The 21,501-nt window shown below is 70.8% G+C and carries 17 protein-coding genes and 2 pseudogenes; 11 read left to right on the top strand and 8 right to left on the bottom strand.

The features are described 5' to 3' along the window. Positions 1-41 precede the first annotated feature (41 nt). Positions 42-1,193, bottom strand: coding sequence for a serine hydrolase domain-containing protein (locus tag IEZ04_RS33425; protein ID WP_189220750.1), 1,152 nt, complete (start codon positions 1,191-1,193; stop codon positions 42-44). 271 nt (positions 1,194-1,464) lie between these two features. Next, complete coding sequence (locus IEZ04_RS33420; protein ID WP_189220749.1) at positions 1,465-1,914, bottom strand: DUF5707 domain-containing protein; 450 nt, start codon at positions 1,912-1,914, stop codon at positions 1,465-1,467. A gap of 320 nt (positions 1,915-2,234) precedes the next feature. Here IEZ04_RS33420 and IEZ04_RS33415 point away from each other — a divergent pair, with 320 nt between their 5' ends. The 5 genes from IEZ04_RS33415 (at position 2,235) to IEZ04_RS33395 (ending at position 6,523) form a co-directional block, all read left to right on the top strand. Next, complete coding sequence (locus IEZ04_RS33415; protein WP_189220748.1) at positions 2,235-4,577, top strand: sensor histidine kinase; 2,343 nt, start codon at positions 2,235-2,237, stop codon at positions 4,575-4,577. Then, entirely contained in the window at positions 4,574-5,257 is a 684-nt protein-coding gene (locus IEZ04_RS33410) for a response regulator (RefSeq protein WP_189220747.1), read from the top strand. Before IEZ04_RS33415 ends, IEZ04_RS33410 begins: the two co-directional genes overlap by 4 nt. A gap of 39 nt (positions 5,258-5,296) precedes the next feature. Then, positions 5,297-5,623: an SCO4225 family membrane protein gene (locus tag IEZ04_RS33405; protein WP_189220746.1), complete on the top strand. Its 327-nt coding sequence runs from the start codon at positions 5,297-5,299 to the stop codon at positions 5,621-5,623. 3 nt (positions 5,624-5,626) lie between these two features. Beyond that, positions 5,627-5,797 (top strand): hypothetical protein, encoded by a 171-nt coding sequence (locus IEZ04_RS33400; protein ID WP_189220745.1) that lies wholly within the window; start codon positions 5,627-5,629, stop codon positions 5,795-5,797. Between the two features lie 96 nt (positions 5,798-5,893). Further along, on the top strand, positions 5,894-6,523 hold the full coding sequence (locus tag IEZ04_RS33395; RefSeq protein WP_189220744.1) for an SMI1/KNR4 family protein: 630 nt from the start codon (positions 5,894-5,896) through the stop codon (positions 6,521-6,523). A gap of 50 nt (positions 6,524-6,573) precedes the next feature. Here IEZ04_RS33395 and IEZ04_RS33390 read toward each other — a convergent pair whose 3' ends face one another. The 3 genes from IEZ04_RS33390 to IEZ04_RS33380 form a co-directional block, all read right to left on the bottom strand. Next, the gene (locus IEZ04_RS33390) at positions 6,574-7,341 is read right to left on the bottom strand and encodes a recombinase family protein (RefSeq protein WP_189220743.1); all 768 of its coding nucleotides are present in this window, start codon (positions 7,339-7,341) and stop codon (positions 6,574-6,576) included. 313 nt (positions 7,342-7,654) lie between these two features. Continuing rightward, positions 7,655-9,607, bottom strand: a complete 1,953-nt coding sequence (locus tag IEZ04_RS33385) for an SMI1/KNR4 family protein (RefSeq protein WP_189220742.1) — start codon at positions 9,605-9,607, stop codon at positions 7,655-7,657. Between the two features lie 574 nt (positions 9,608-10,181). Further along, on the bottom strand, positions 10,182-11,312 hold the full coding sequence (locus tag IEZ04_RS33380) for a hypothetical protein (protein ID WP_189220741.1): 1,131 nt from the start codon (positions 11,310-11,312) through the stop codon (positions 10,182-10,184). Positions 11,313-11,577: 265 nt separating this feature from the next. Here IEZ04_RS33380 and IEZ04_RS36135 point away from each other — a divergent pair, with 265 nt between their 5' ends. After that, a complete protein-coding gene (locus IEZ04_RS36135; RefSeq protein ID WP_189220740.1) occupies positions 11,578-12,021 on the top strand; it encodes a transposase in 444 nt (147 codons plus the stop codon). Then, a pseudogene (locus tag IEZ04_RS36130) lies at positions 11,940-12,542 on the top strand (IS3 family transposase); the annotation flags it as partial. The gene IEZ04_RS36135 and the pseudogene IEZ04_RS36130, both read left to right, overlap by 82 nt. Positions 12,543-12,656: 114 nt before the next feature. Here IEZ04_RS36130 and IEZ04_RS33370 read toward each other — a convergent pair. The 3 genes and pseudogenes from IEZ04_RS33370 to IEZ04_RS36125 form a co-directional block, all read right to left on the bottom strand. Further along, a complete protein-coding gene (locus IEZ04_RS33370; protein ID WP_189220760.1) occupies positions 12,657-13,472 on the bottom strand; it encodes a hypothetical protein in 816 nt (271 codons plus the stop codon). An 882-nt stretch (positions 13,473-14,354) separates the two neighbouring features. Beyond that, positions 14,355-15,023: a sterol carrier protein domain-containing protein gene (locus IEZ04_RS33365; RefSeq protein ID WP_229821463.1), complete on the bottom strand. Its 669-nt coding sequence runs from the start codon at positions 15,021-15,023 to the stop codon at positions 14,355-14,357. 31 nt (positions 15,024-15,054) lie between these two features. Continuing rightward, positions 15,055-15,435 (bottom strand): annotated as a pseudogene (locus tag IEZ04_RS36125) (GNAT family N-acetyltransferase); the annotation flags it as partial. Between the two features lie 444 nt (positions 15,436-15,879). Here IEZ04_RS36125 and IEZ04_RS36295 point away from each other — a divergent pair. The 4 genes from IEZ04_RS36295 to IEZ04_RS33335 all read left to right on the top strand — a co-directional run bounded on the left by IEZ04_RS36295 (position 15,880) and on the right by IEZ04_RS33335 (position 21,273). Continuing rightward, positions 15,880-16,942, top strand: a protein-coding gene (locus tag IEZ04_RS36295; RefSeq protein WP_428838062.1) for a winged helix-turn-helix domain-containing protein whose coding sequence is annotated in 2 segments — positions 15,880-16,466 and positions 16,465-16,942 — 1,065 coding nt in all. The coding sequence is not laid out codon by codon here. A gap of 1,434 nt (positions 16,943-18,376) precedes the next feature. Further along, a complete protein-coding gene (locus IEZ04_RS33345) occupies positions 18,377-19,255 on the top strand; it encodes an ABC transporter permease (protein ID WP_189220737.1) in 879 nt (292 codons plus the stop codon). Between the two features lie 184 nt (positions 19,256-19,439). Continuing rightward, the gene (locus IEZ04_RS33340) at positions 19,440-20,459 is read left to right on the top strand and encodes a taurine ABC transporter substrate-binding protein (RefSeq protein WP_229821465.1); all 1,020 of its coding nucleotides are present in this window, start codon (positions 19,440-19,442) and stop codon (positions 20,457-20,459) included. Next, the gene (locus tag IEZ04_RS33335) at positions 20,446-21,273 is read left to right on the top strand and encodes an ABC transporter ATP-binding protein (RefSeq protein WP_189220735.1); all 828 of its coding nucleotides are present in this window, start codon (positions 20,446-20,448) and stop codon (positions 21,271-21,273) included. Before IEZ04_RS33340 ends, IEZ04_RS33335 begins: the two co-directional genes overlap by 14 nt. The last annotated feature ends 228 nt before the right edge of the window (positions 21,274-21,501 follow it).

Raw genomic sequence — 21,501 nt, 5'->3', positions numbered from 1 at the left:
CGCTCCGGTACGGACAAGCCCGCGGGCGGGGCGGCCAGGCTTCAGTCGGCGGCGGTGCCGAGACATTCGTAGACGTGCCGGATGTAGCTGTGGGTGCGTTCCGAGCCGAGGATCCCGTCACCCAGCCGGTTCATCGTGTAGGCGAACGTGATGCGCCGGTCGAGGTCCATCATGACGACGGAGCCGCCTCGGCCGACCCAGAAGCAGATCGTTCCGGTGGGCATGTGCGGCATCGTCCTCGGGTCGGCGAGCGCGTAGCCGATGCCCCAGCGCACGGGAACGCCCAGGAACAGGTCGACCCCGTCGGCCTGCACGTCGAAGATCCTGTCCACGGTGTCCGGGGAGAGGAGCCGGTGGCCGTTCGCCGTGCCGCGTCGTGAGATCACCGAGAGGGCCCGGGCCAGGCCGCGTGCGTTGCCGTGTCCGTTGACGGCCCCCAGTTCGGCGCGGCGCCATTGCGGGGTGTCGACGTGCTCGTCCCGGGCGGGGCTTCCGAGCAACGTCCTGGTGAAGACGGCCTCGGGGGCGGGATCGGCCAGTATTCCGGGCAGCTGTGCGGGCGGCACCAGTGCGGCGATGCGCGGCCAGTCGGCCTCCCGCGCGCCGATCTGGACATCGGCGCCCAGCGGTCCGGCGATCTCGGTGTCGACGAACTCGGTCAGGGTACGGCCACTGACCCGCCGGACGAGTTCTCCCACCAGCTGTCCCTGGGTCTGCATGTGGTAGCCCGCGGCGGTTCCCGGTTTCCACCAGGGTGCCTGGGCGGCCAGTCGGGCGCTCGCCGTCGGCCAGTGGCAGAGGTCGTCCATGGTGAAGGGCTGCTCCCAGCCCGAGAGCCCCGCGGTGTGTGACAGGACGTGCCGTACCTCGATGTCCTGCTTGCCCTGGGCGGCGAATGCGGGCCAGTACTCCGCGACCGGACGATGCAGCTCCAGTTCCCCCCGGTCGACGAGGACGAGGGCCGCGAGACTGCTGAGGGTCTTGGTGGTCGACCACAGGCTGACCAGCGCGTCCCGGCTCCACGGAACGGTTCGCGCGGTGTCGGCGTGCCCGCCCCACATGTCGACTTCCATGACTCCGTCGACGTCGACGGCGATCGATGCGCCCAGTTCATCGCCGGACTCGATGTGTGCTGCCAGTGCTGCTCGGACCGGTTCGAACCGGGCCGTGCTCGTTCCTTCGACGGTGACCATGACGTACTCCGCTCCGGCCGTGTCCGGTGATGGCCGGCCTTCTCGATGGGCGCGCGCTGTGATGACGGCGCGCCCGGGGTGTGTTGGTGGCGGCCGCTGGGGCCGGGCGCGTGATGACACGCGGGACGCCGCGACTCCCAGGACGGCTGAACGGTGCTGCTCCGCGGACGTGCCGATGCCGTTCCCGAAGTCAGACCTCGGTGCCGGGCGGGGAGCCGGCTCGCGTACCGCGGCCGGGTGCCTCGCCGGGCGCCCGGCCGCGGTGATGGGATCAGCGCGGCACGTCGAAGGCGGCGGCGCGGGACACGAACGTCGTGCCCCCGTCCTCGGCGGTCACCAGGGCCGAGACGTACCAGGTGCCCCGGTCCAGCCCGGCCGCCTCCTCCGTCGTGGCCTTCAGCGTGTAGGTGCAGCGGGACGTCCCGGCCGTGGTGCTCCGGCAGGTGGCGCTGTCCGCGTGCCGAAGCTCCGCCGCGGTCGGATCGAGCTTCGAACTCGCGGGCCACACAAGGGCCTCCAGACCCCGGACGCCCGAGTCGTCGCTCACGTCCGCGGTGAAGGTGAACGAACCCGTGCTGCCGCCGGACGGAGCGACGTAACGGGCCGAGCCGTTCTCCAGGGCGGGTTCCGTGGCGGTCGAGGCCATGGCGAGGCCGCCGGCGGCCACTCCGCCGAGGACCGCGGTGCCGATGAGCGACGGGACGAGAACGCGCTTGGACATGGGACATCCCCCTGTGATGCGTGTGGAAGCAGGTGCGGTGCACCTGCGGACGGGAACGGGAAGCGACACGTGGGACAGAACGAGAGACCCGCTGGTGGAACCGGTGGCCGGTCGTTTCCTCGATGTGATCGAGCCTATGGCCGGGGCGGTGCGCGGTCCTCGGACTGCCGGATGACCACCGCATTGAACCTGAGATGGAGAACGCAGCCGAGCCGTCCGCCTTCCGGCCGCACCGTCGCGTCTGCACCCCAGGTAAGAGAACCGAATCAGCCTGCAGCCGGAGCCGGGCCACCGGCCCGTGGCCATAGCCTTGGCCCGCCATGTATCGAACCGACGATCGACTCCTGCCAAGTCTCCTGATGGGCGCCCAGGCCGCGGTGTGGCCCGGGGCGGCGCTGGTGCGTGGGGCCGCCCCGCCCGCGTCCGCCCTGCTCGTCGCGGCCCTCGTCGCCGGACCGGTGACGGCCGCACTCGTCCTGCGCCGTGTCCGCCCGGTGACCACCCTCGTCCTGGTCGCCGCCGCGTGTGCGCTGGGTGCCGGGCCCCTGCCCACCGGGGCGGTGGCGGTACTCGGCACCGCGGGTGTCGCACTGGCCCTGTTCACCGTGGCGACCGAACGCGACACCTTCACCACCGTGCTGTGCGCGGTGGCGCTCGCCCTCTGGCAGGTCCTGTACGGTCTCAGCCTGCACGGGCTCAGGGACCGAGACGGACTCGATCTCGTGCTCACCGCCCTGCTGTACGCCGCCACGTGCGGTGCCGGCCTGCTGGTACGGCGGGCCCGTCGCGCACGACGAGCGGCCGGACACCTGCTGCAGCGGGCCGAGGCCGAGCGCCACCGGCTCCCGGCGGCCGAACGGCGCCGCATGGAACGGGAGCTGCACGACGTCAGCGCCCACCATCTGACGGCCGTGGTGGTCACGGCGGGCGCGGCGCTGGGGCTGCGCGACCGCCGTCCCGAACTCGTCGCCGAGGCACTCCGGTTCGCGGCCCAGACCGGCCGTGAGGTCACTCGCGCGCTCGGCGCGGTCCGGGCGCCGGCGCCCTCGCGCGCGGAGGAGCCGTCGCCGGAGGAACGGTTGCTGCATCTGGTCGCGGGGTTCCGCCGGCTGGGCCATCAAGTGGACTGCGACATCGACCCCCTGCCGGACGGCGCCGTCGCGGACGCGGCCTACGGCGTCGTGCGCGAGGCGCTGACCAACGTGGCACGGTACGCCCCCGGCGCGCCGACGAGGGTGCTGTGCCGGTACGGCGACACCCGCACGGACGTGGTGGTCACCAGCGGGGCGCCGCGTCCCGGTGCGGTGGCGCACGGCGCGGGCCTCGGCGGGGGACGCGGCCAGGGCTTCCTGCGGTCGCGGGTACGGGAGGCGGGCGGCACCCTGACGACCGGCCCGACGGCGCAGGGCGGCTGGGAGGTGCGCGCGGTCCTGCCCGGCCGGACCGCCGCCCCGGTCAAGCAGTCCGTCCCGCGAAGTCACCGCCTGGCGCAGGTGACGGCGGCCGCCGGCCTTGTCCTGCAACCGCTGCTGCCGGTGCTGGTCATCCGGGCGGAGCCCACGTCGAGCGGGCCGCAGGTGTCCGCGGGCGTACTCTTCGCCCTGCTGGCCGCGGCACAGGCGGTCGCGCTCCTGTGGCGGCGCCGGGCGCCGCGCGCCGCCCAAGGCGTCCTGTTCGGCACGGCTCTGCTCTGGCCGGTGGCGATGACCGCGGGCGACTACACCGGTCCGGTCGTCCTCCCGCCCGCACTGAGCATGCTGGCCACCTGCGCGGCGCTCGCCACGGAAGCGGCCGGCACCGCCGCCGCCCCGACCCCTGCCGACGGCCGGCGCCTGCCCCTGCCGGTCCGCCCGGTCGCGGCCGTGGCGGTGCACGCGGCGGCCGCGACCACCGCCGTCCTGGACCGGGGCACGTCGGTGCCCGCCTGGGCGGTCGCCGTGGGGGCGGCCGCCGCGGCATCCCTGGCGGTCGGCGCGGCCTGCCTGGGCGGAGCCCTGCGCGGCAGGCGCGACCGGGCCGTCCGGGCCGGGTGGGAGGAACGCCTCGCGACCTGGACCGAGGAAGCGGTCCGGGACGCGTGGGCCGAGCGCCGCCGGATCACCGCCGGACTGGAGACCACCGTGCTGGCGCGCACCGCCGACATGGTCGCGGAGGCGGAGGAGGGCCGGCTCGACGAGACCGCCGAACGCGCCCGTGAGGCCCTGGCCGCGATGCGCGCCCTGCTCGACGCGGTCCAGCAGGGCGACACGGGCGACACGGAGCACCGACGGCGGCCGCAGCCCACCCTGCAGGCACTCGACCTGCTCGCCCGCCAGTGCCGGGCCACCGGCCGCGAGGTGGAGATACGGCTGACCGACCGCGTGCCGGAACGACTGCCCACCGCCGTGGACCTGGCCGCCTACCACGCCGCCGAGACGGTGCTCGCGGCCGGCGGTGAGGAACCCGCGGTGCTGGAGGTCGACGCCTGCGACGGTATGTTGACGATCACGGCCACCGGGGTGCCGCGTGCCCTCCGCCCCGCCGTACGGGAACGGCTGGCGGCGCGGGCCGCGGCGCTCGACGGCACACTGACCACCATTCCGGCGGACACGGTCCGCCTCCGGCTGCCCCTCGCCGCGGACCCGGCCGCCGAGCAGGACGACGAGAAGAAGGAAAGACGATGAGCCTCAGGGTGCTGGTCGCCGACGACCAGGGCATCGTACGGGCGGGGTTCGCCGCCGTGATCGACGCGGAGGAGGACATGACGGTCGTCGGCGAGGCCGCCGACGGCGCCGCAGCGGTACGGCTCGCCGAAGAGCTGGCCCCCGACGTGATCGTCATGGACGTCCGGATGCCCGAACTGGACGGCATCGCCGCCACCCGGATCATCACCGGCCCGCAGGACGCACCCCGTGTCCTGGTGCTGACCACCTTCGACCTCGACGCGTACGTCTTCGACGCACTGCGCGCCGGCGCCTCCGGCTTCCTCCTCAAGGACGTACACGCCTCCGAGCTGCTGCACGGCATCCGGGTGGTGGCCGCCGGGGAGAGCGTGCTCGCCCCGTCCGCGACCCGCCGGCTCATCGGCCACTACGCGTCCGGAGCGGTCGCCGGCACCCGGACCGGGAGCACCCCCCGTGAGCTGGACAGCCTGACCGGCCGAGAACGGAACGTCCTCACCCTGGTCGCGTCCGGACTCACCAACGCCGAGATCGCCGAACAGCTCGGCATCACCGTCGGCACCGTGAAGTCCCATGTGAACGCGCTGCTGCGCAAGCTCGGACTGCGCGACCGGGTCCAGGCGACGATCCTCGCCTACGACCTCGGCCTCGCCCGCCCGAACCCGCCCGGCAGCCACCTCTGACACCCGGCACCACGACCATCGCAAGAGGAGCCCACCGTCGTGACCGATCCCGGCCGGTCCTTTCCCCGCCGCCTGCGCCACGCGGCGGCCGGCAACATCTTCGCCCTCGCCTATGTCGCGGTCTGTGCCGCCCTGCTCGTGTGGGCGCTCGTGGTGACCGCCGCCGACAGCTCGGGCGAGTCGTCCATGGCGGTGGTCATTCCACTGCTCGCCACCGCCCCGGTCAGCTTCGTGCTGCTCATGCTGCCGGACAGCCTCGCGATGCTCATCGCCGCCGTCGTTCTCGGGGCACTGGTGAACGCCGCGGTCATCGGGTGGTGCGCCCGCGCACTGCGCCGCGGCGGCCGCCCGGACCCGGCGCCCTGAGCGGTGCTGCTGGCGGAGACGTTCGACTGGGCGGGCCCGGCCCGGTTCTACGTGGTCATCGGTCTGGTGGGACTGCTCGGTGTGGCGACGACGCGGGGCACCCGGGGTCCGCGCGAGCGGGCGGCGGCAGAGGAGGCCGACAAGGCGGACCTGCCGGTGGCGGGCCGGTCCTGACGCGGATGCCACCGGGCACGCCCGCCCCGCGCCCGAACGAGGATGCGGGGCGGGCGTGTCGGGCGGCACGTTCTCATCCGTCGCTACGGTGGGCGAATGCCGGTTCGAAACCCTGAGGACGAAGCCCTCGCCGAGGCGTGGGACGCTCTCACCCGTTGGTTGGCGGAGCACGCGCCCACGTCGTACGCCTCCCTGCTGCCACCGGTGCCGGAGGAGGACATCGCCGCGGCGGACGGTCAGTTGAGGCAACGCCTCGGGTACGGACTGCCTGCCGGGTTGACGGCGCTGTGGCGGCTCTGCGGTGGGGTGGAGCACCAGGGGATCGAAGGCGACGAGCAGGAGGAGGTCGCCTCGGGGGCCTTCCTCCCGGGCGGAGTCGTCCTCAGTCCGGGGCAGGCGATGTCCGCGGTGTTTCTCGGCGATGACCACGGGTGGGGCGCGCCGGTCGTTCCCTGGCTCACCCGGGACGAAGCCGGGCCCGAGTCCGGCCACTACGCGGGCCCCGACGGCGTCGGCTCCTGGGAACTCCCCGAGGGGATCGACGCTCCGCGCTACCCGTCGATCGCCGCCTACCTGACGGCCGTTCACCGCACCCTGACCGCGGGGCCCGCTGATCTGATGGGCTCGTCGGAGGTGCCGGGCATCGTCTACGGCTGCCTGGTCTGGGACGACCCGGAGAGCCCGTGGCTCACGCGGGCCGCCGACGACTGGGTGCCACTTCACTGAACGCGGCCGGCCGGCACCGGGCCGGGGCCCGGCGCCGGCCGGCCCGGTACTCAGGGCTTGGCCATCGTGCAGACGAGGTCAGCCTTGGTGGTGTCGCAGCCCTTGAACCAGGCATTGCCCGGGCCGAGGGTGTACCCGTCCTCGTCGATCGTCCGGAACTTCTTCAGGAACCCTTCGTAGAAGTTGTCCAGGTTCATCGAACCGGAGTTGACCTTCAGGGACATGGACGACCGGCCGCAGTTCTCTTCGAACGTCGGCGCGTCGTACCGGGTGTCGTCCAGAAGGTGTTCGCTGCCGTCGTCCGTCCTGGCCGCGACGGTCTGGATGCACTCGCCGCCGCCGTCCGGACCGGCCGGGTTCTGTCCGTCGTTCGCCGCCGGAACCCCCGGTGACTGGTAGGTGGAGGAGAACGGGAACTCGTCGCAGGACACCGCCTCGGCGGCCCCTTCGGTGATCTCCGGGTGCAGAGCCGTCCACGGGTGTTGGAGGAACGGCTTGTCCGGCACCCAGCCGTCGGTCCGCTTGGAGCGCGACTTGGGGCGCATCACCTTGTCACGGTTGTCCTTCCGCTCGTACGACCACTCGTTGCGCTCCTTCCTCGCGAGGTACTGCAGCGGGTCGGAGCGGTCCTTGCCGCTTCCCTTGACCGTCGACTTGTTCTGGATCAGCCAGGCATGCCTCGTCAGGGCCGCGATCTGCCGGTCGAGCAGCTGGCCCTTGGTCGACACGCGCCCGTAGCCGACCCCGGCGCCGGAGGGGTTCACTGGAATGGCGTCCAGCGGGCTGTCCGTGTCGGCCGACTCAGCGGTAGTCGTCATGCGTGGAACCGTACAGAAGACGGTTCTGGGCCGTTGTTGGACGCCGCGAGTTGTTGAACACCCTTGGTGGACACCGGAAAATCGGCTTCGGCCCGGCGTGTCGCCGGCCGGACGCTACTGTCCAACAACCGATCGGTTATTGAACACCGCTCATCTCAATCAGGCTCGCCAGCTGGAGAGATGGTGTCACTGGCAAGGTACTCGTTCTCCGTGAACGGCCGGGCCGGACACATAGCGCTGCGGTATTGACACTCCAACCGCGAGTTCGATGTGGCCGTTACCGCCGCGAGAGTTCGCCCGCTTCGGGCATTCTCTACGCGAGTCCTGGCCCGTCGTCCTCTCTCTGCTCGCTGTCCGCCTGGGGCGCGGCTTCCGAGCCCAGGCGGATCACCGCGTACGTCTCTCCGTCCTCGGGCGGCCGTTTCCAGGAGCGGGTGGTGAACGTGTGCAGCCGTCCGTGCGAGAGCGCGTGACGGGGCAGGCCGACCCCGAACTCACCGGCCACCGCTTCCAGCAGCGGCCGCTCCGCTTCGGCGGCGTCCTCCAAGGCATCGAAGAACCGGTGCGGTTCCAGTGCGCGTGGTATCTCCCCGGTCCGCCGGATCTCTCCGTCGGCATACGTGAAGGCGTACTGCTCGGCACCGTCCTGTGCCACCGAGAGGTGGAAGGACGGCTCCCCGTGCCACGTCCTCAGGCCGCTCCACACCACCACGGCACGGGTGCCCGCAGCGGCGGCCGCCGCCGGGGAGACGAGCCGCCGCCCGTCGAAGGGGGCGGGATCCCCGTCGAAGGCGAAGCTCCAGCCGCTGCCGGCCCGGCCGACCGCCATGAGAGCCCTGTCGTCGTAGGACGTGAACTCTCGCCGGCCCCGGAGCGATCGGTGGCGCGCCTCCCAGAGCGTCATCGGTTCGTCCAGCCGGGTGCCGTCCCCGTCCGCGAGACGCCCGGGCAACTCCTGCGGTTCCACCCCTTCCACCAGGACGAACCGGTAGGAGGTGCGGTTGTTGCCCCGGTCCGGCTCGGCGAGCCACGCCAGTCCGTCCGGGTCGAGACCGGCCGTCGGGCCCGGTGCCGCACCCGTCTGCCCGCCCCGTGGAGTGGACAGCAGTTCACGGCCACGCTCCGGGGTCAGCAGCGGCTCGAGCACGGGGTCGACCACCCAGCCCAGCGGAGCCAGGTGGTCCGGCCCCAGCGGCTCCCACAGGGGCAGCGCGTCCATCAGTGTCCGCCACGCCCCGTCGGTGTCTCCCCACCGCGCCAGCTCCCGCGCCCGCTCGACCGCCTTCCCGAACGGCCCGGGCGCCGTGTACCGGTACGTGCCGTCACGCACCTGCTGCAGCGTCGCGTGGGCCAGTGACACCAGGGCGTCGTCGGCGCCGCGCAGGTGGTACCCGAGCGTGGAGTCGTCCCCGTGCGAGCGCGCCGCGTGCTCGGCGATCAGCGGTGGCAGCAGCTCGGACGCGTAACGTGGATCAGTCACCAGGCCTTCGAAGTACACCATGTAGGTCTGTCCGAGCAGACGGCGGATCTGGTCGCCCAGCCCGGCGGCCCGCGGTCTGCTGTATCCCTTGGCCTCGTCCAAAGCCTTCCCGGCCCGTTCCCAGCCGCCGCGCAGCGCCTCCAGCCGGGCGTCCTCCACCTGGGCGTCCAGTCGGCGTGTCGTGTCGTTGGCGAACACCGGACCCCCGTCGCCCGACCGCGCCCGCAGGCTGTGGAACTCCCGGTGCATGTCCCGCATGAACTCGAAGAAGTTCGCGTGCCGCTTGGGTGGCTCGGTCCGCCAGCTCGCCCACGTGTACACGGCCCACTCACCGTCCTCGTCCACATCCTGGGGGTCCATCAGGACGTGGGTGATGTCGGACTCGACGTCGAGCTGTAGCCCGCGCCGCCAGATGTCCGCCTCTCGCCGTTCCTTCGGCCCGGCGTCCTTGTCCAAGTGCTCCTCGAACATGTCCGCAAGTCCGGACGCGTTGTCGTGCCAGCGCGCGTCCGCGGTGCCCGCCAGCAGCGACACGAAGCCGCCCGCGTGCCGCCACCCATTGCTCACCTTCAAGAACTGCCGGTACGACGGGGGCATCCGGCGGCCGAGGCGCTCCTCCATGGCCGCGATCCGTTCCTCGGACGCGGGCGCGAATCCCAGCCACCGCGCTTGCCGGGCGGCCTCGTCTTCCTCGCTCCGGGTCTTACCTTCCGGCAGGCCGTCTGCCCACTCCCCGCTCCACTTGAGGAGAAAGGGCCGCCAGTCGAATGTTGTGGTTCCCGTCATGCTTGTGATGCTGCCACCCACCACTGACAGCGCTTGTCATACGCCGCCGCCACCGAAGGTACTTACTTGACCGCCCTGGTTTGCTGTCCTCTGAGATGCTGGGTACACTCAGGTCACTGACCACTGGGGTCGTTCCACGCCACGGCGGGGGCTGGGCGCGCGGCGGGCGTTGCCTGCGCATCGGACACCGCACTCAACCCTGGTCGCACGGGTGAGGGCACTGACTTCACCGGCGCGCCCTCCGATACCGCGGGTGCCCCTCCCATATGCACGTGCCGAACGGAGCGCGGCCGCTCTCGGCACGTTTCCCGGACGCTGCCGCGTCGGCTGGGGCACGGGACGCCTCGCCGGCCTCGTTGAGGTGCACGGCGGCAGCAGCCGCCCCGGCCGGCGGCTGCGGGCCCGGCCCCGAGCCCCCCAGCGCTGTGCTGCGCGGCTGGGTCGCCTGATCGACGCATGGCCGCTGCCGCAGCCCGAGTCGGCCGGAGGGCCGTGAGCCCGTCGCCCTGGCCGAGGTCGTTGTCGGCTTCCACCTGCAATGCGCTTCCGATGGGCGCAGCGGTGCGGGCCCCTGTCACTTGCGCTGATCCTCGAGACGTGGAAGTCGATCGGGGAACGCGCGAAGTCTCAGTTGCGGTGCTCTGTGATTCGCGAGCCAGCGCATCCGGTTGTCTTCGGCCGCGAGGCCGGCGACAGCGACCTGGGTCCATTCTCCGCGGTCGAGCACGGAGATGTACGACGTCCGGAGCGCTGCCTGCTGTTCTGCGGTACACCCGGCAGCCTCGGGAGGTTCTGCAGTCAGGTGTTGCGCGAGCAGGGCGACCGTGAAGTACCGCTCGATCGTCGGGCCCAGTGCACCCACGCTGCGAGCGTGCGCTTCCAGGACCTTTCCTGCGTGAGGGTAGCGAGCGAGGGTGAGTCCCATCCCTGCGCAATCGCTCATGCTGACAAGCAGGCGCCCGACGTGGTCAGCCATCTCGCTGTCGATGTCAAGCTCCCCCAGTGCCTCATGGAGTTGCGCCACCGTGGCGACCTTGCCGGCGAAGTATGCGTTGAGGAAGTCGCCATCGCAGGCCCTGCGAAGCAGCCATGGCCGCGCAACTGGGTCGTCCATCCGGCATAGGGCTTCGACGACGTAGACGCGTCCCCAGCCGGTGACCCGGTCGGCGAGCCACAACAAGGCCCCGGTGCCTCCCGGAAGCCGTTCGAGCGCGTGCGCTGCCAGGTGGCCGAAGTGGCGGGACAGCAGCCCGATCGTCTGGATCGACGGGATGTCCTCGACGGTGCCGACAGCAGCGATCAGGGCGAGCCCCACGGTGACCGCGCATTGATCACTCCCGTGTCGAACCAGCCACCGGCCCGTTCGGCGAACGCGGTCCCTGCCCGCCAGCTCGGCCACGGCGGTGACGTGCTCATTGGGGCCGAGCGGAACGTGGATGTCATGGAAGGCATCGGCCAGCTCACTGGGGTGAGCTGACGGGCGGGCGAAATACGCGGCCAGAACGGACGCGGCTTCCCGGCCTTCGAGGTCCCGGTCCTCCGGCGGTTCGGGTCGGGACCGATGGTCATGCAACGCGTCGTCGGGAAACGGTTCGCCACCGCGTGCGAGAGGCTTGTCCGGGGCTTGCCGGTGCAGTCGGAGGGCGTGGTCGAACAGGGCGACGGATGGGAGTCCGGGCTGTTTCGTCCCGGGCGTCTCGCTCACCGGCGGACGACGGACTCGATTCTCTTGGTCATGGGGCGCAGGATGGCACGGCCACAACTGCCGCGACAAGCCCTTTTTGCTCGGCCGTTGTGCCCGGACGTAACAGGACGCCCGACGGACGCCGCAGGCGGTGCCTGCTGCGAACGCTCCGCGGTCCATGAATGCGCACTGTGTGGCCGGGTCAGGTGTCGGTTGGGCCTGATCCGCTTTGACGGACATCCGAGGACAGGGGTTCTGCCCCGGAGGGATGTCCATCATGGAGAGCATGGCGAAGAAGAAGCCTCGGCCCCGTCGTTCGTTCACGCCGGAGTTCAAGGCCGAGATGGTGGAGCTGTGCCGGCGTGGTGACCGCTGTGTCGGCCAGGTCGCCGAGGACTTCGATCTGACCGAGACGGCGGTGCGGCTGTGGGTCGGCCAGGCCGAGGTCGACGCGGGCGAGCGCGACGGACTGACCAGCGGCGAACGTCAGGAGCTGGCCATGTTGCGGCGGGAGCACCGCCGGCTGCGGGAGGACGTGGAGATCCTCAAGCGGGCCACGGCTTTCTTCGCCCAGGAGACCCGGTGCCGGTGCACCCGTTCATCGAGGCGGAGAAGCGAGGCGGTCACAGCGTCCAACGCGCCTGTGAACTGCTTGAGGTCTCCCGAGCCGCCTTCTACGCCCGCCGCACGGGCCGGCCCGGCCCGCGGGCGGTCCGCGATGCCGAGCTGACCGAGGAGATCACCGCAGTCGACGCGCACTCGCGCGGAGCCTACGGGGCCCCGCGCATCCACGCTGTCCTGCGACGGCAGGGCGAGGACTGCGGCCGCCGCCGCATCGCCCGGCTGATGCGCGAGGCCGGGCTGCAGGGGCGGCACCGCAGGCGACGACGGCCGACCACGGTGCCCGACCCGCGGGCCGCCTCCCGGCCCGATCTCCTCGCCCGCGACTTCGCTCCCGACCCAGGCGGCCTCGACACCCGCTGGTGCGGTGACATCACCTACGTCCCCACCGCGGAGGGCTGGCTCTATCTGGCCACCGTCATCGACATCGCCTCCCGCCGCGTGGTCGGCTGGTCCACCGCCGGCCACCTGCGCACCGAACTGGTCGCCGACGCCCTCAGCACCGCCTGCCGGCGGCGTCGGCCCAACCGGCCGGTGATCTTTCACTCGGACCGCGGCTGCCAGTACGTCAGCCGACACTTCGGCACCCTGGCCAAGACGTTCGGCGTCCGCCTCTCCGTCGGCCGCACCGGACAGTGCTGGGACAACGCACTCGCCGAGTCGTTCTTCGCCACCCTCAAACGGGAACTGCCCACACCGCTGCCTGGCCCAGCCGGGCCGCTGCCCGCACCGCGATCTTCGACTTCATCGAAGGCTGGTACAACCTGCACCGGCTGCACAGCAGCCTCGGCTACCGCAGCCCAGCGTCTGGGAACCGTCGTCGGCGGTCTCGACGCGCGTGTCGACCTTCGCCTGATGCCTGGACTCACCGGCGGCACTGTCCCTGGACGAGTCCCACATCATCGGAGCGGGTGCCTCGGCCACCAGCTTCCCGGCGTCGTCCTTCATCAGGAGGCGGCCGGAGCCGGCCTTGGACAGTTCCAGCCCGTCCGGCTTCACCGGAATCCGGTACGACAGCTGCCGGTCCGGGGCCTCGTCCAGCAGCACGTTCTGGGAGAAGCCCTGGGACAGCGCGGTCACCGTCAGGGTCTGGCCCTTTCCCAGGTCGTTGGAAGCGGTGTCCCCCTTGACCTCCGGCTCGGGCAGCTTCTCGTCCCAGCCCAGCGCGAAGGACTTGTTCCCCTTCGACACCGACGCCAGCCTCGTGTCACCACCGTCCGACACCTCGATGTCGGCCGCGGCCACCTTCGGTTCCAGGTTCGCACCGGTGTCCGACAGGGACGTATCGATGTCGTGCCACTCTCCGGCGACCTGCTCCCGGATCGGCCCGGCGTACGCGGACGTCTGCAACTCACCGCTGGGCAGCGCCCATGTGGTCGAGTCCGCCGTACGCTCCGAGCTCACCTCGATCTTCCGGTCCTGCGACCGCGCCATCAGCAGCGCCACAGCCACCGAACCGGCCGACGAAGCAGCCGACTCGGCCTTCGTCGGTACGTCCGTGGCCTCACCGGACACCGCCGCGGCGGACACGGCGAACGCGGCGCCCGAACCCACGGACATCAGCGCCGTCTGCGCAACCAGAGCAGTGGCCAGACCGAGGACTGCCCACCTCAGGCTCCCGGACGGTCCGGGAGTCCCCCCAGGAGACGGACTCGTCCGTCTCCCCTTCTCGCATCTCACGTTCTTCTCAACTCTCTGTACATCTACACAGAGGCTTCACATCTGCATAGACGAGACATCAAACAAGAGAGCCGCCCGTACATGCCACTTTTGATCGAGATCTATAAGATCATTTGGCCAAGTGCCCGAAATGCGATGACATGCTCCTACACGTGAGGCTGCTGCGCTCCGCGCGGTGTGCCGGATCAGTGGTCGGGCCTGATCGGTCGGCGGGCTCCGCGCCTGCCGGAAATGTCATCCATGCAGCTCAGGAGCGCCATCGACAGTGCGGCAGGATGAGCACTCGTGCTGCTTCGTCTCGCCTGCCCGACCGTCACCGACTCGTACGCCGCGCTACGGTTGCTGCCGATGAGCGACCGCGACAAGGACGCGGAGATCCTCGCCTCACGCCACCAGGTCACCGTCCTCGAGCGGCAGCTCGGCGCAAACCCACCTGAAGCTTGCTTCGCAAGACCGAGTGTTCCTTGCCGCCCTGCTGACACCCCTGCCCTGCCAGGTCCTGCGCCGGCTACAGCTACTGGTCCGGCCCGACACCGTGCCGCGCGGGCACCGCGACTTGATGGAGCGGCGCCGCGTCCCGGTTCCGGTCCCGCCGGGGCGCCAGTCCGAGCTCCGCGGCCGAGGCATAGTGCGTCAGAACGTCGTTCCGCAGAACGCCGCCGTGTCTGTGCCGAAGAGGCGGTCCGCGTTCGGCAGTGCCTTGGTGTCAATCACCCTCAGCAGTCCGATGGCCGCCAGGGTCGTAAAACTCGTGCCGCCGAGTTAGACCATGGCCAACGCCATGACAATGATGGAGAGTTGAGGCTGTTTCCCTGTTCGTTCGACACCGTCGAACACGATACGGAAGCTTCCGGAGTTGGCAGGTAGGAGGTCATCGGTGATCTCCAGAATGAAGGGGTCGCCGTCGCGGTAGGAGCGTGCGTCGAGTGCCCTGGGTACGTCGACAAGGCGTAGCCACAGGTCGTCGTTGAAGGAGTGGGTGCGGCAGGCCCTCCAGTCCGCCAGCATCCCCTCCACCAGCTCATCGGTCGGCCGACGGCGTGCGCACACCTCCTCGACCAGGTCCACATCCAGCAGGAAGCGCCACAGGCCCGCGACGGCTTGCGGGTTCGCCGCGTGAAAGTCCGTGACCATCAGGGTGACCCGGGCACCGGAGTCCTCGCTGCGCATCGCCTGGTACACGGCGAAGCCGTCATCGCCGTCCGGCCCCGAGTGCACCGCAACCACGTCCCCTTTGCCCGAGTGCACCAGCGGCTCCCACTTGGCTTTCCACCAGCTCGCGGGACGCTCGATCACGCCGGGCCGGTAGAGGCCAAGCCGTTCGTACAGCCGAGGCAGCAGGCCGATGGACGTCTCGCCATCGATCAGCCGCACCTCCCTGTGGGCGGGCACCTCGGGCCGCAGCCGGGCTTCGTGCGGGTACAGCCGCACTGCGCGGGTCCGTGCTGCCGACCCCGTGGCCGAAGCGGCCGTAGATCGTCGCCTCGCTCACCCGGCTGCCGACCACGGGGAATCCTTGTTCCACAGCCAGGTCCAGGTTTTCGCGCTCCAGCCGGGTGAAGATCCCACGACGGGTACGGTCGCCACGCACGGCGATTCCGGTCGTGGCGGCCATGGGCACGGTCGCTCCGTTGAGCAGCCCGAGTCGTGAGCGCAGGAGAAAGGTCGTGCCGACCAGATCTGCGCCGAGGAACGCGCCCAGTGCCAGTCCGGGCTCGTGGAGGTCCTGGGCGTACGCCCATTCGCGGTCTGAGATCGGGGAGGTGTGGTGCGCCGCTCTCGCCAAGTCCTGCCCGGCTCGAAGCTCCGACTTCGCGAGGACTCGGACATCGACGTCGGCCATGAGCCGCCTCCCTTGCGCATGGACCCTGCTCCGTGTGTGTCGCTGCTCCGCTTGAGTGGCGCTCCGTGGACTCCCCGGCCACCCCCTATACGGCCTCTATACGCGCAGCCCCCTCGGCCCCGGCCCCGTCCCCGGTGACGGGCGGTACAGCCCGGGCATAGCCGTGCGGCTCAGAGTGGGGGACGCCGTTACCGCGGCCATCGCGGCAGGCACGGGACGGTCGCTGCGGGCACTGGATTCCACTCCCCTCCCTTCATGGGGAAGGCCGTAACCTCCGTCGATCAAAGTGACCGGACTATGAAGCACAACCGCGGCCGTCTCGCCGTGACCGGCGCGGTCCACATCTGGCACGGCCGTGTTCCGGACTTACTGACTCCGGCTCATTAGGGTGAAGCTGAGGGAAGTCCCTGCTTCGCCTGGTGCGATGGTTGTACTCCGTGGTGTGTGAGGTATGCGGATGGGGGCGGGCTGACCGCCGCGGGACGCGGACGCCGGGAGACCGTGCGGATGCAGGCCGCCGAGGCGTTCGAGCGGGGCATCAGGCCGACGGAGGTCGCGCGGCAGCTCCGGGTGAGCCGGAAGTCGGCCTATCAGTGGCATCAGCTGTGTCGGGACGGCGGCGTGCGGGCGCTGGCTTCCCGTGGCCCGACGGGATCGAGGTGCCGACTGTCCACGCGCTGCCTGGAGAGACTGGCCGCGTATCTGGAGCAGGGCCCGGCCGCGCACGGCTGGGTGGAGGACCAGGTGTGGACCGCCGCGCGGGTGGCCACGCTGATCGGGCGGAAGTTCCACGTCTCCTACAGCGTCTCCGGGGCGACGCGGCTGATGCACCGGCTCGGCCTCAGCCCGCAGGTTCCCGCGCGGCGGCTCGCCGAGCGCGACGAGCCGGCCGTGACCGCCTGGGAGGAGGCGACCTGGGACGAGGTGAAAGGGGCCGGCCGGCCGGCGGGGGCTACCTCTGCTTCGAGGACGAGGCGGGTTTCACCCGGCGGCCGCCCAGGGGACGCACCTGGGGCCGGCGCGGCCGCACCCCGGTCTGACCGTCAGCGGGCCGCGCTCGGGGCGCCTGTCGGTGGCCGGGCTAATCGCGATGCGGCCCGGTTCCCGGGCCCGGCTGTGCCACCGGCTGATCGCGCACCCGGCGGGCAGGGGCAAGCGCCGCAGCCTGGGCGAGCGGGACTTCATCGCGCTGATCGACGGTGCCCACCAGCTCCTCAGGGCACCGATCGTGCTGGTGTGGGACCGCCTGAACACCCACGTCTCCCACGCCATGCGCCGCCGCCACCAGACCCTGGTCAACTGCGCGTTCTCCTTCTGCTGGCATGCCGGCCTGCCCCCGGCAGCCGACCCGCCCGGGTCAGAGAGGGGGCACCCGCCCACCCCAGCGGCCTCGCTGGCCACAGACTCTGCGGGCCGTCCGCAGCTGGATCACCCCGGCCATCATGCTGCAACGCTGGTGGAAAGCCTGGTCCAGCACGCCCCCCGCCGGCACCACTGCAGGACCTGATCGACGCCGTCCACCACGGCCGACGACTCGACCCCTACCTGACCCCGCCCTAACAAACCACCGCTACGAAGCCCTCGGCATCGAGATCACCTACGAACACCCAACGAGGACCGCGACCATAAGGTCGAGGCCCTCGTCTCCGTATCGTCAACGGCTGTGTCCGAGGACGGAGTCGCCCACTGACGATACTGACGTGGTCGCCCAAGGGCTGCTCAAGCTGCAGGAGCCGCCGGGCGGCCTCAGCCTCGCCTCATGAGACCCGTCCCCTGCTCGCCGGGCCGCCCGGCACCAACACCAGCACCAGCGTCACCGAGCAGGGCGTCAGCCATGTGCACTTACGCTGGCAGTTTCGCCACGTGCGGGGCCGTTGAAGTCAGCGATTCATGGCTGCCCAGAACCGCAACCTTCCGGTACTCGTCTGCGGTGACCAGACCGTCCCCGTCCACGTCGTAACACTCGAAGACCTTGCGCGCCGCCGTCTCCACGATGTCCGCCGTGTTCGTCGTCCTTTCGCACTTGTCACTGACGGCCTCACCTTGTCCATCCGCCCGAAAGCAACGTGGGCGCGGCCCCTGGCCCGCCCAAATGGCCGCCCATGGCCCGGGATGCATCCGCGGGGAAACAACGGGGAACATCGCCCGTGTCTTCCCGGGCGTCGCCGGTCCGTCTTGCGTGGCTGTCACATGTCGGCCCGTCGATCGACATCGCCGAGCGGTGGACCGACCAACCGTCGAAGAACTCACAGCACCAAAGAGCAGATACGCGAGGAAGAAAGGAAGCCAGAAAGCCAGGAAGGCGGAACGAGAAGCGGCTGAGGAGTCACGGTGGGGGTCAGCCACACAGCGTGGCGGCGGCCCTGGGCAGGTCGGCCTGCGCGCGCTTCACGAGCTCGATACCGGAATAAGTGAGCCGTGACTCTACGCACCACCTGTGACGGACGAACGTCGGTGATCCGCGTCCGGTCCGAGGGCCGGCGAACGCTCGCCGTGCCGTCCGCCGTGACCGGTCGGCCGTTCCAGCCAATGGACTTGCTCTTGGATGCACACGGTTCCTGCTGTAAAAAGATGCACTGTGAATCGCGAACTCCTGGTGCAGCGCCTGGTCATCGACCTGTGTCGTCGCTCCGTTTCGTGTTGTTGCTGACCTCGCGTCCGTGAGGTGTTCACCGTCCGGTGAGATCACCCGGCGGGGAATCCCGCACCCCTGAAGGGTGCCTTCCTGCGCTCCTGCGCCTCCCGGATTCCGCCGCTCGCCGAAGTCGCGCTGCCCCAGCTTCCGGCTGACCTTTTGGCCGCCCCCTGGACAGCCGTCTCTCGCGGTCGATGCCATTGGTCGGCCTCTCATTGGCCGACCCCTATCTGCCGACCCCATCTGCCGATCCATCTGCCGGCCTTGTCAGCTGCTCATGTCCGGCACCCTCATGGAGGCCGACCCATGCCCACTGCCCCCACCGTGCCGGAACCGGGCTCCGACCACCCGCCCGCCGCATCACCGCCGCCGCGTCAGCGTCCCCGCGCGCGGGTCACCCGGGCGATGCTGCGCCGGGCCGGACTGCCGTTCGGCTCGCTCCTGCTGTCTCTCGCCGGGTGGCAGGTGGTGGCGGCGAGCGGAGCCTGGAGCGAGACGCTCGTTCCGCCACCAGCCGCGGTGTGGGACGCGTTCATCGACGTCTCCACGGCACACGACGGGGTGCGCGGTTACAACGGCACGTACCTGATCGAGCACTTGGGCATCAGCCTGCGCCGCATCGGCATCGGAGCGGGCATCGGCATCGTCGCCGGGCTGCTGTTCGGCCTGGTGATGGGAACCGTCGGCTGGATGCGCTCGCTGTTCGAGCCTTGGATCACCTTCCTGCGGACCCTGCCGCCGCTGGCGTACTTCTCGCTGCTCATCGTCTGGTTGGGCATCAACGAGGAGCCGAAGATCACGCTGCTGGCCGTGGCCGCCTTCCCGCCCGTGGCGGTGTCCACCACCACGGCCGTCACGGCCGTACCCCAGAGCCTGCTGGAGGCGGCCCGTGCCCTCGGCGCGTCGCGGTGGGACCTCGTCAAAGACGTCATCGTCCCTTCCGCGCTGCCGGAGACGCTCACCGGCATCCGGCTGGCGGTGGGGGTGGCCTACTCCTCCCTCGTCGCCGCCGAACTGGTCAACGGACTGCCCGGCATCGGCGGAATGGTCAAGGACGCCGCCAACTACAACAACACCCCGGTGGTGATCGTCGGTATCGCCGCCATCGGACTCTCCGGCCTCGTCATCGACGGCCTCCTGCTCCGGCTGGAACGCGCCGCCGTGCCCTGGCGCGGCCGTGCCTAGATCACCGGACCGGCGCGCTGAATCCGTCGTCCGGCCCCAGCCTCCGCACTCCCAATGCCACTCGCATCCCCGCTCGCATCCATACAGATCCATACAGGATCCATACAGAAACGGCTTCCGAATGACTCGATCGGTGACCCGAGTTCCCACCGGCCCCGTCGCGCGCCGGCCGACTCGCCGGGCCGTGCTCGCCGCCGTGCTGGCCGCGGCCTCCGCGGCCGTCACCGGCTGCTCCGGCGGCGACGGCGGATCCGCGGGCGCGGGCGGGGCCAAGCGGCTGCGCATCGGCTACTTCGCCTTTCCCAGTGGTGACCTGCTGGTGAAGAACCAGAAGCTGCTGGAGAAGGCCCTGCCGGAGTACGAGATCAGCTGGATCAAGTTCGACTCCGGTGCCAGTGTCAATCAGGCGTTCATCGGCAAGTCGCTGGACATCGGCGCCCTGGGGTCCAGCCCCTTCGCCCGCGGTCTGTCCGGCTCCTCCCCGATTCCCTACAAGGTCGCGTTCGTACTCGACGTCGCGGGCGAGAACGAAGCCCTGGTGGCCCATAAGGGCTCCGGGATCTCCGACGTCGCCAGCCTCAAGGGCCGTACCGTCGCCACACCGTTCGCTTCCACGTCGCACTACAGCCTGCTCGCCGCACTGGAACAGGCCGGTGTCACGGCGTCCGACGTCAAGCTGGTCGATCTGCAGCCCCAGGCGATCCTCGCGGCATGGCAGCGGAAGGACATCGACGCCGCCTACGTCTGGCTGCCCACGCTGGACGAGCTGCGCACGTCCGGCACGCAGCTCATCAGCAGCAAGGAGATCGGCCGCTCCGGGAGACCGACCCTGGACCTCGCCGTGGTCTCGGACGACCTGATCAGCCGGGACCCCAGGGCGATCGACGTGTGGCGCGAGGTGGAAGCGGAGGCGCTGCGCCGGATCAGGTCCGACCCCGACGGCTCCGCCGAGGCCATCGCGGCCGAGCTCGGCATCAGCGTCGAGGACGCCAGGACGCAGCTCTCGCAGGGCGTGTTCCTCATCCCCGAAGAGGTCGCCTCCGCGGAGTGGCTGGGCACCGAGGGAGCCCCGGGCGAGCTGGCCGCCTACGTCACCGACACCGGCCGGTTCCTGGCGGACCAGAAGCAGATCGACGCGGCGCCGTCCCAGCAGGCCGTCCGCGACGCCTTCTACCTGAAGGGACTGCCCGATGGCATCAAGTGAGGTCACCGGCGGGACGGTCGGCTCGCCCGGGGCGGACGGCGCCGCGCGTCCGGGCTCGGTCCGCCTCGACCACGTCACCCACCGGTACGGCCGGGGCGCCGAGGCGGTCACCGCGGTCGGACCGGTCGATCTGACCGTCCCCGCGGGCGAGTTCCTGGTGCTCGTGGGCGCCTCGGGCTGCGGCAAGAGCACGCTGCTGCGCCTGATCGCCGGGTTCGAGCAGCCCACCCACGGCTCGGTCCGGGTGTCGGGCACTCCTCCACGGCCCGGCACCGCGGCGGGCGTGGTGTTCCAGCAGCCGAGGCTGTTCCCGTGGCGCACGGTACGCGGCAACCTCGACCTGGCCCTGCGTTACGCCGGAACCGACCGGTCGCTGTGGCCGCAACGCCGTGCCGAGCTGCTGGAACGGGTGGGACTCGAGGGGACCGACGCGCGCCGTACCTGGGAGCTCTCCGGCGGTCAGCAGCAGCGCGTCGCGATCGCCCGCGCGCTGGCGGCCGAGAACCCGCTGCTCCTGCTGGACGAGCCGTTCGCCGCGCTGGACGCCCTGGCCCGGGAACGGCTTCAGGAGGACGTCCGCCGGGTGACCGCCGAGACCGGGCGGACCACCGTGTTCGTGACCCACTCGGCCGACGAAGCGGTGTTCCTCGCCTCCCGCATAGTGGTGCTGACCAAGCGCCCCGGAACAGTGGCCCTGGACCTCCCCGTCCCCCTGCCCCGCGGTGATGGCGACGCACAGGAACTGCGCAACTCGGCCGACTTCACCGCACTGCGCGCGCGGATCTCCGACTGCGTCAAGGCAGCGGCGTCCTGAGGCACGACACGACGCAACGACGCACACCGCAGGCAAGACGCGTACGGCGACGCACACGACACGAAAGGACGTCACACATGACCATCACCAGTGAACAGCCCACCGATATTGCTACCGGTACCGCCTCCGGCACCGACCGGCTGACCTCGGCGGGTGCCCGGATCACCCGGCTCGGCCCGGGCTTCGGCGCCGAGGTGCGCGGCATCGACCTCGGGCGCCTCGACGACG

It is taken from the genome of Streptomyces ruber (assembly GCF_014648075.1).
GTDB lineage: Bacteria > Actinomycetota > Actinomycetes > Streptomycetales > Streptomycetaceae > Streptomyces > Streptomyces ruber.
The sequence above is the reverse complement of the archived record's forward strand: the minus strand, read 5'-3'. Positions and strand labels throughout refer to the sequence as shown.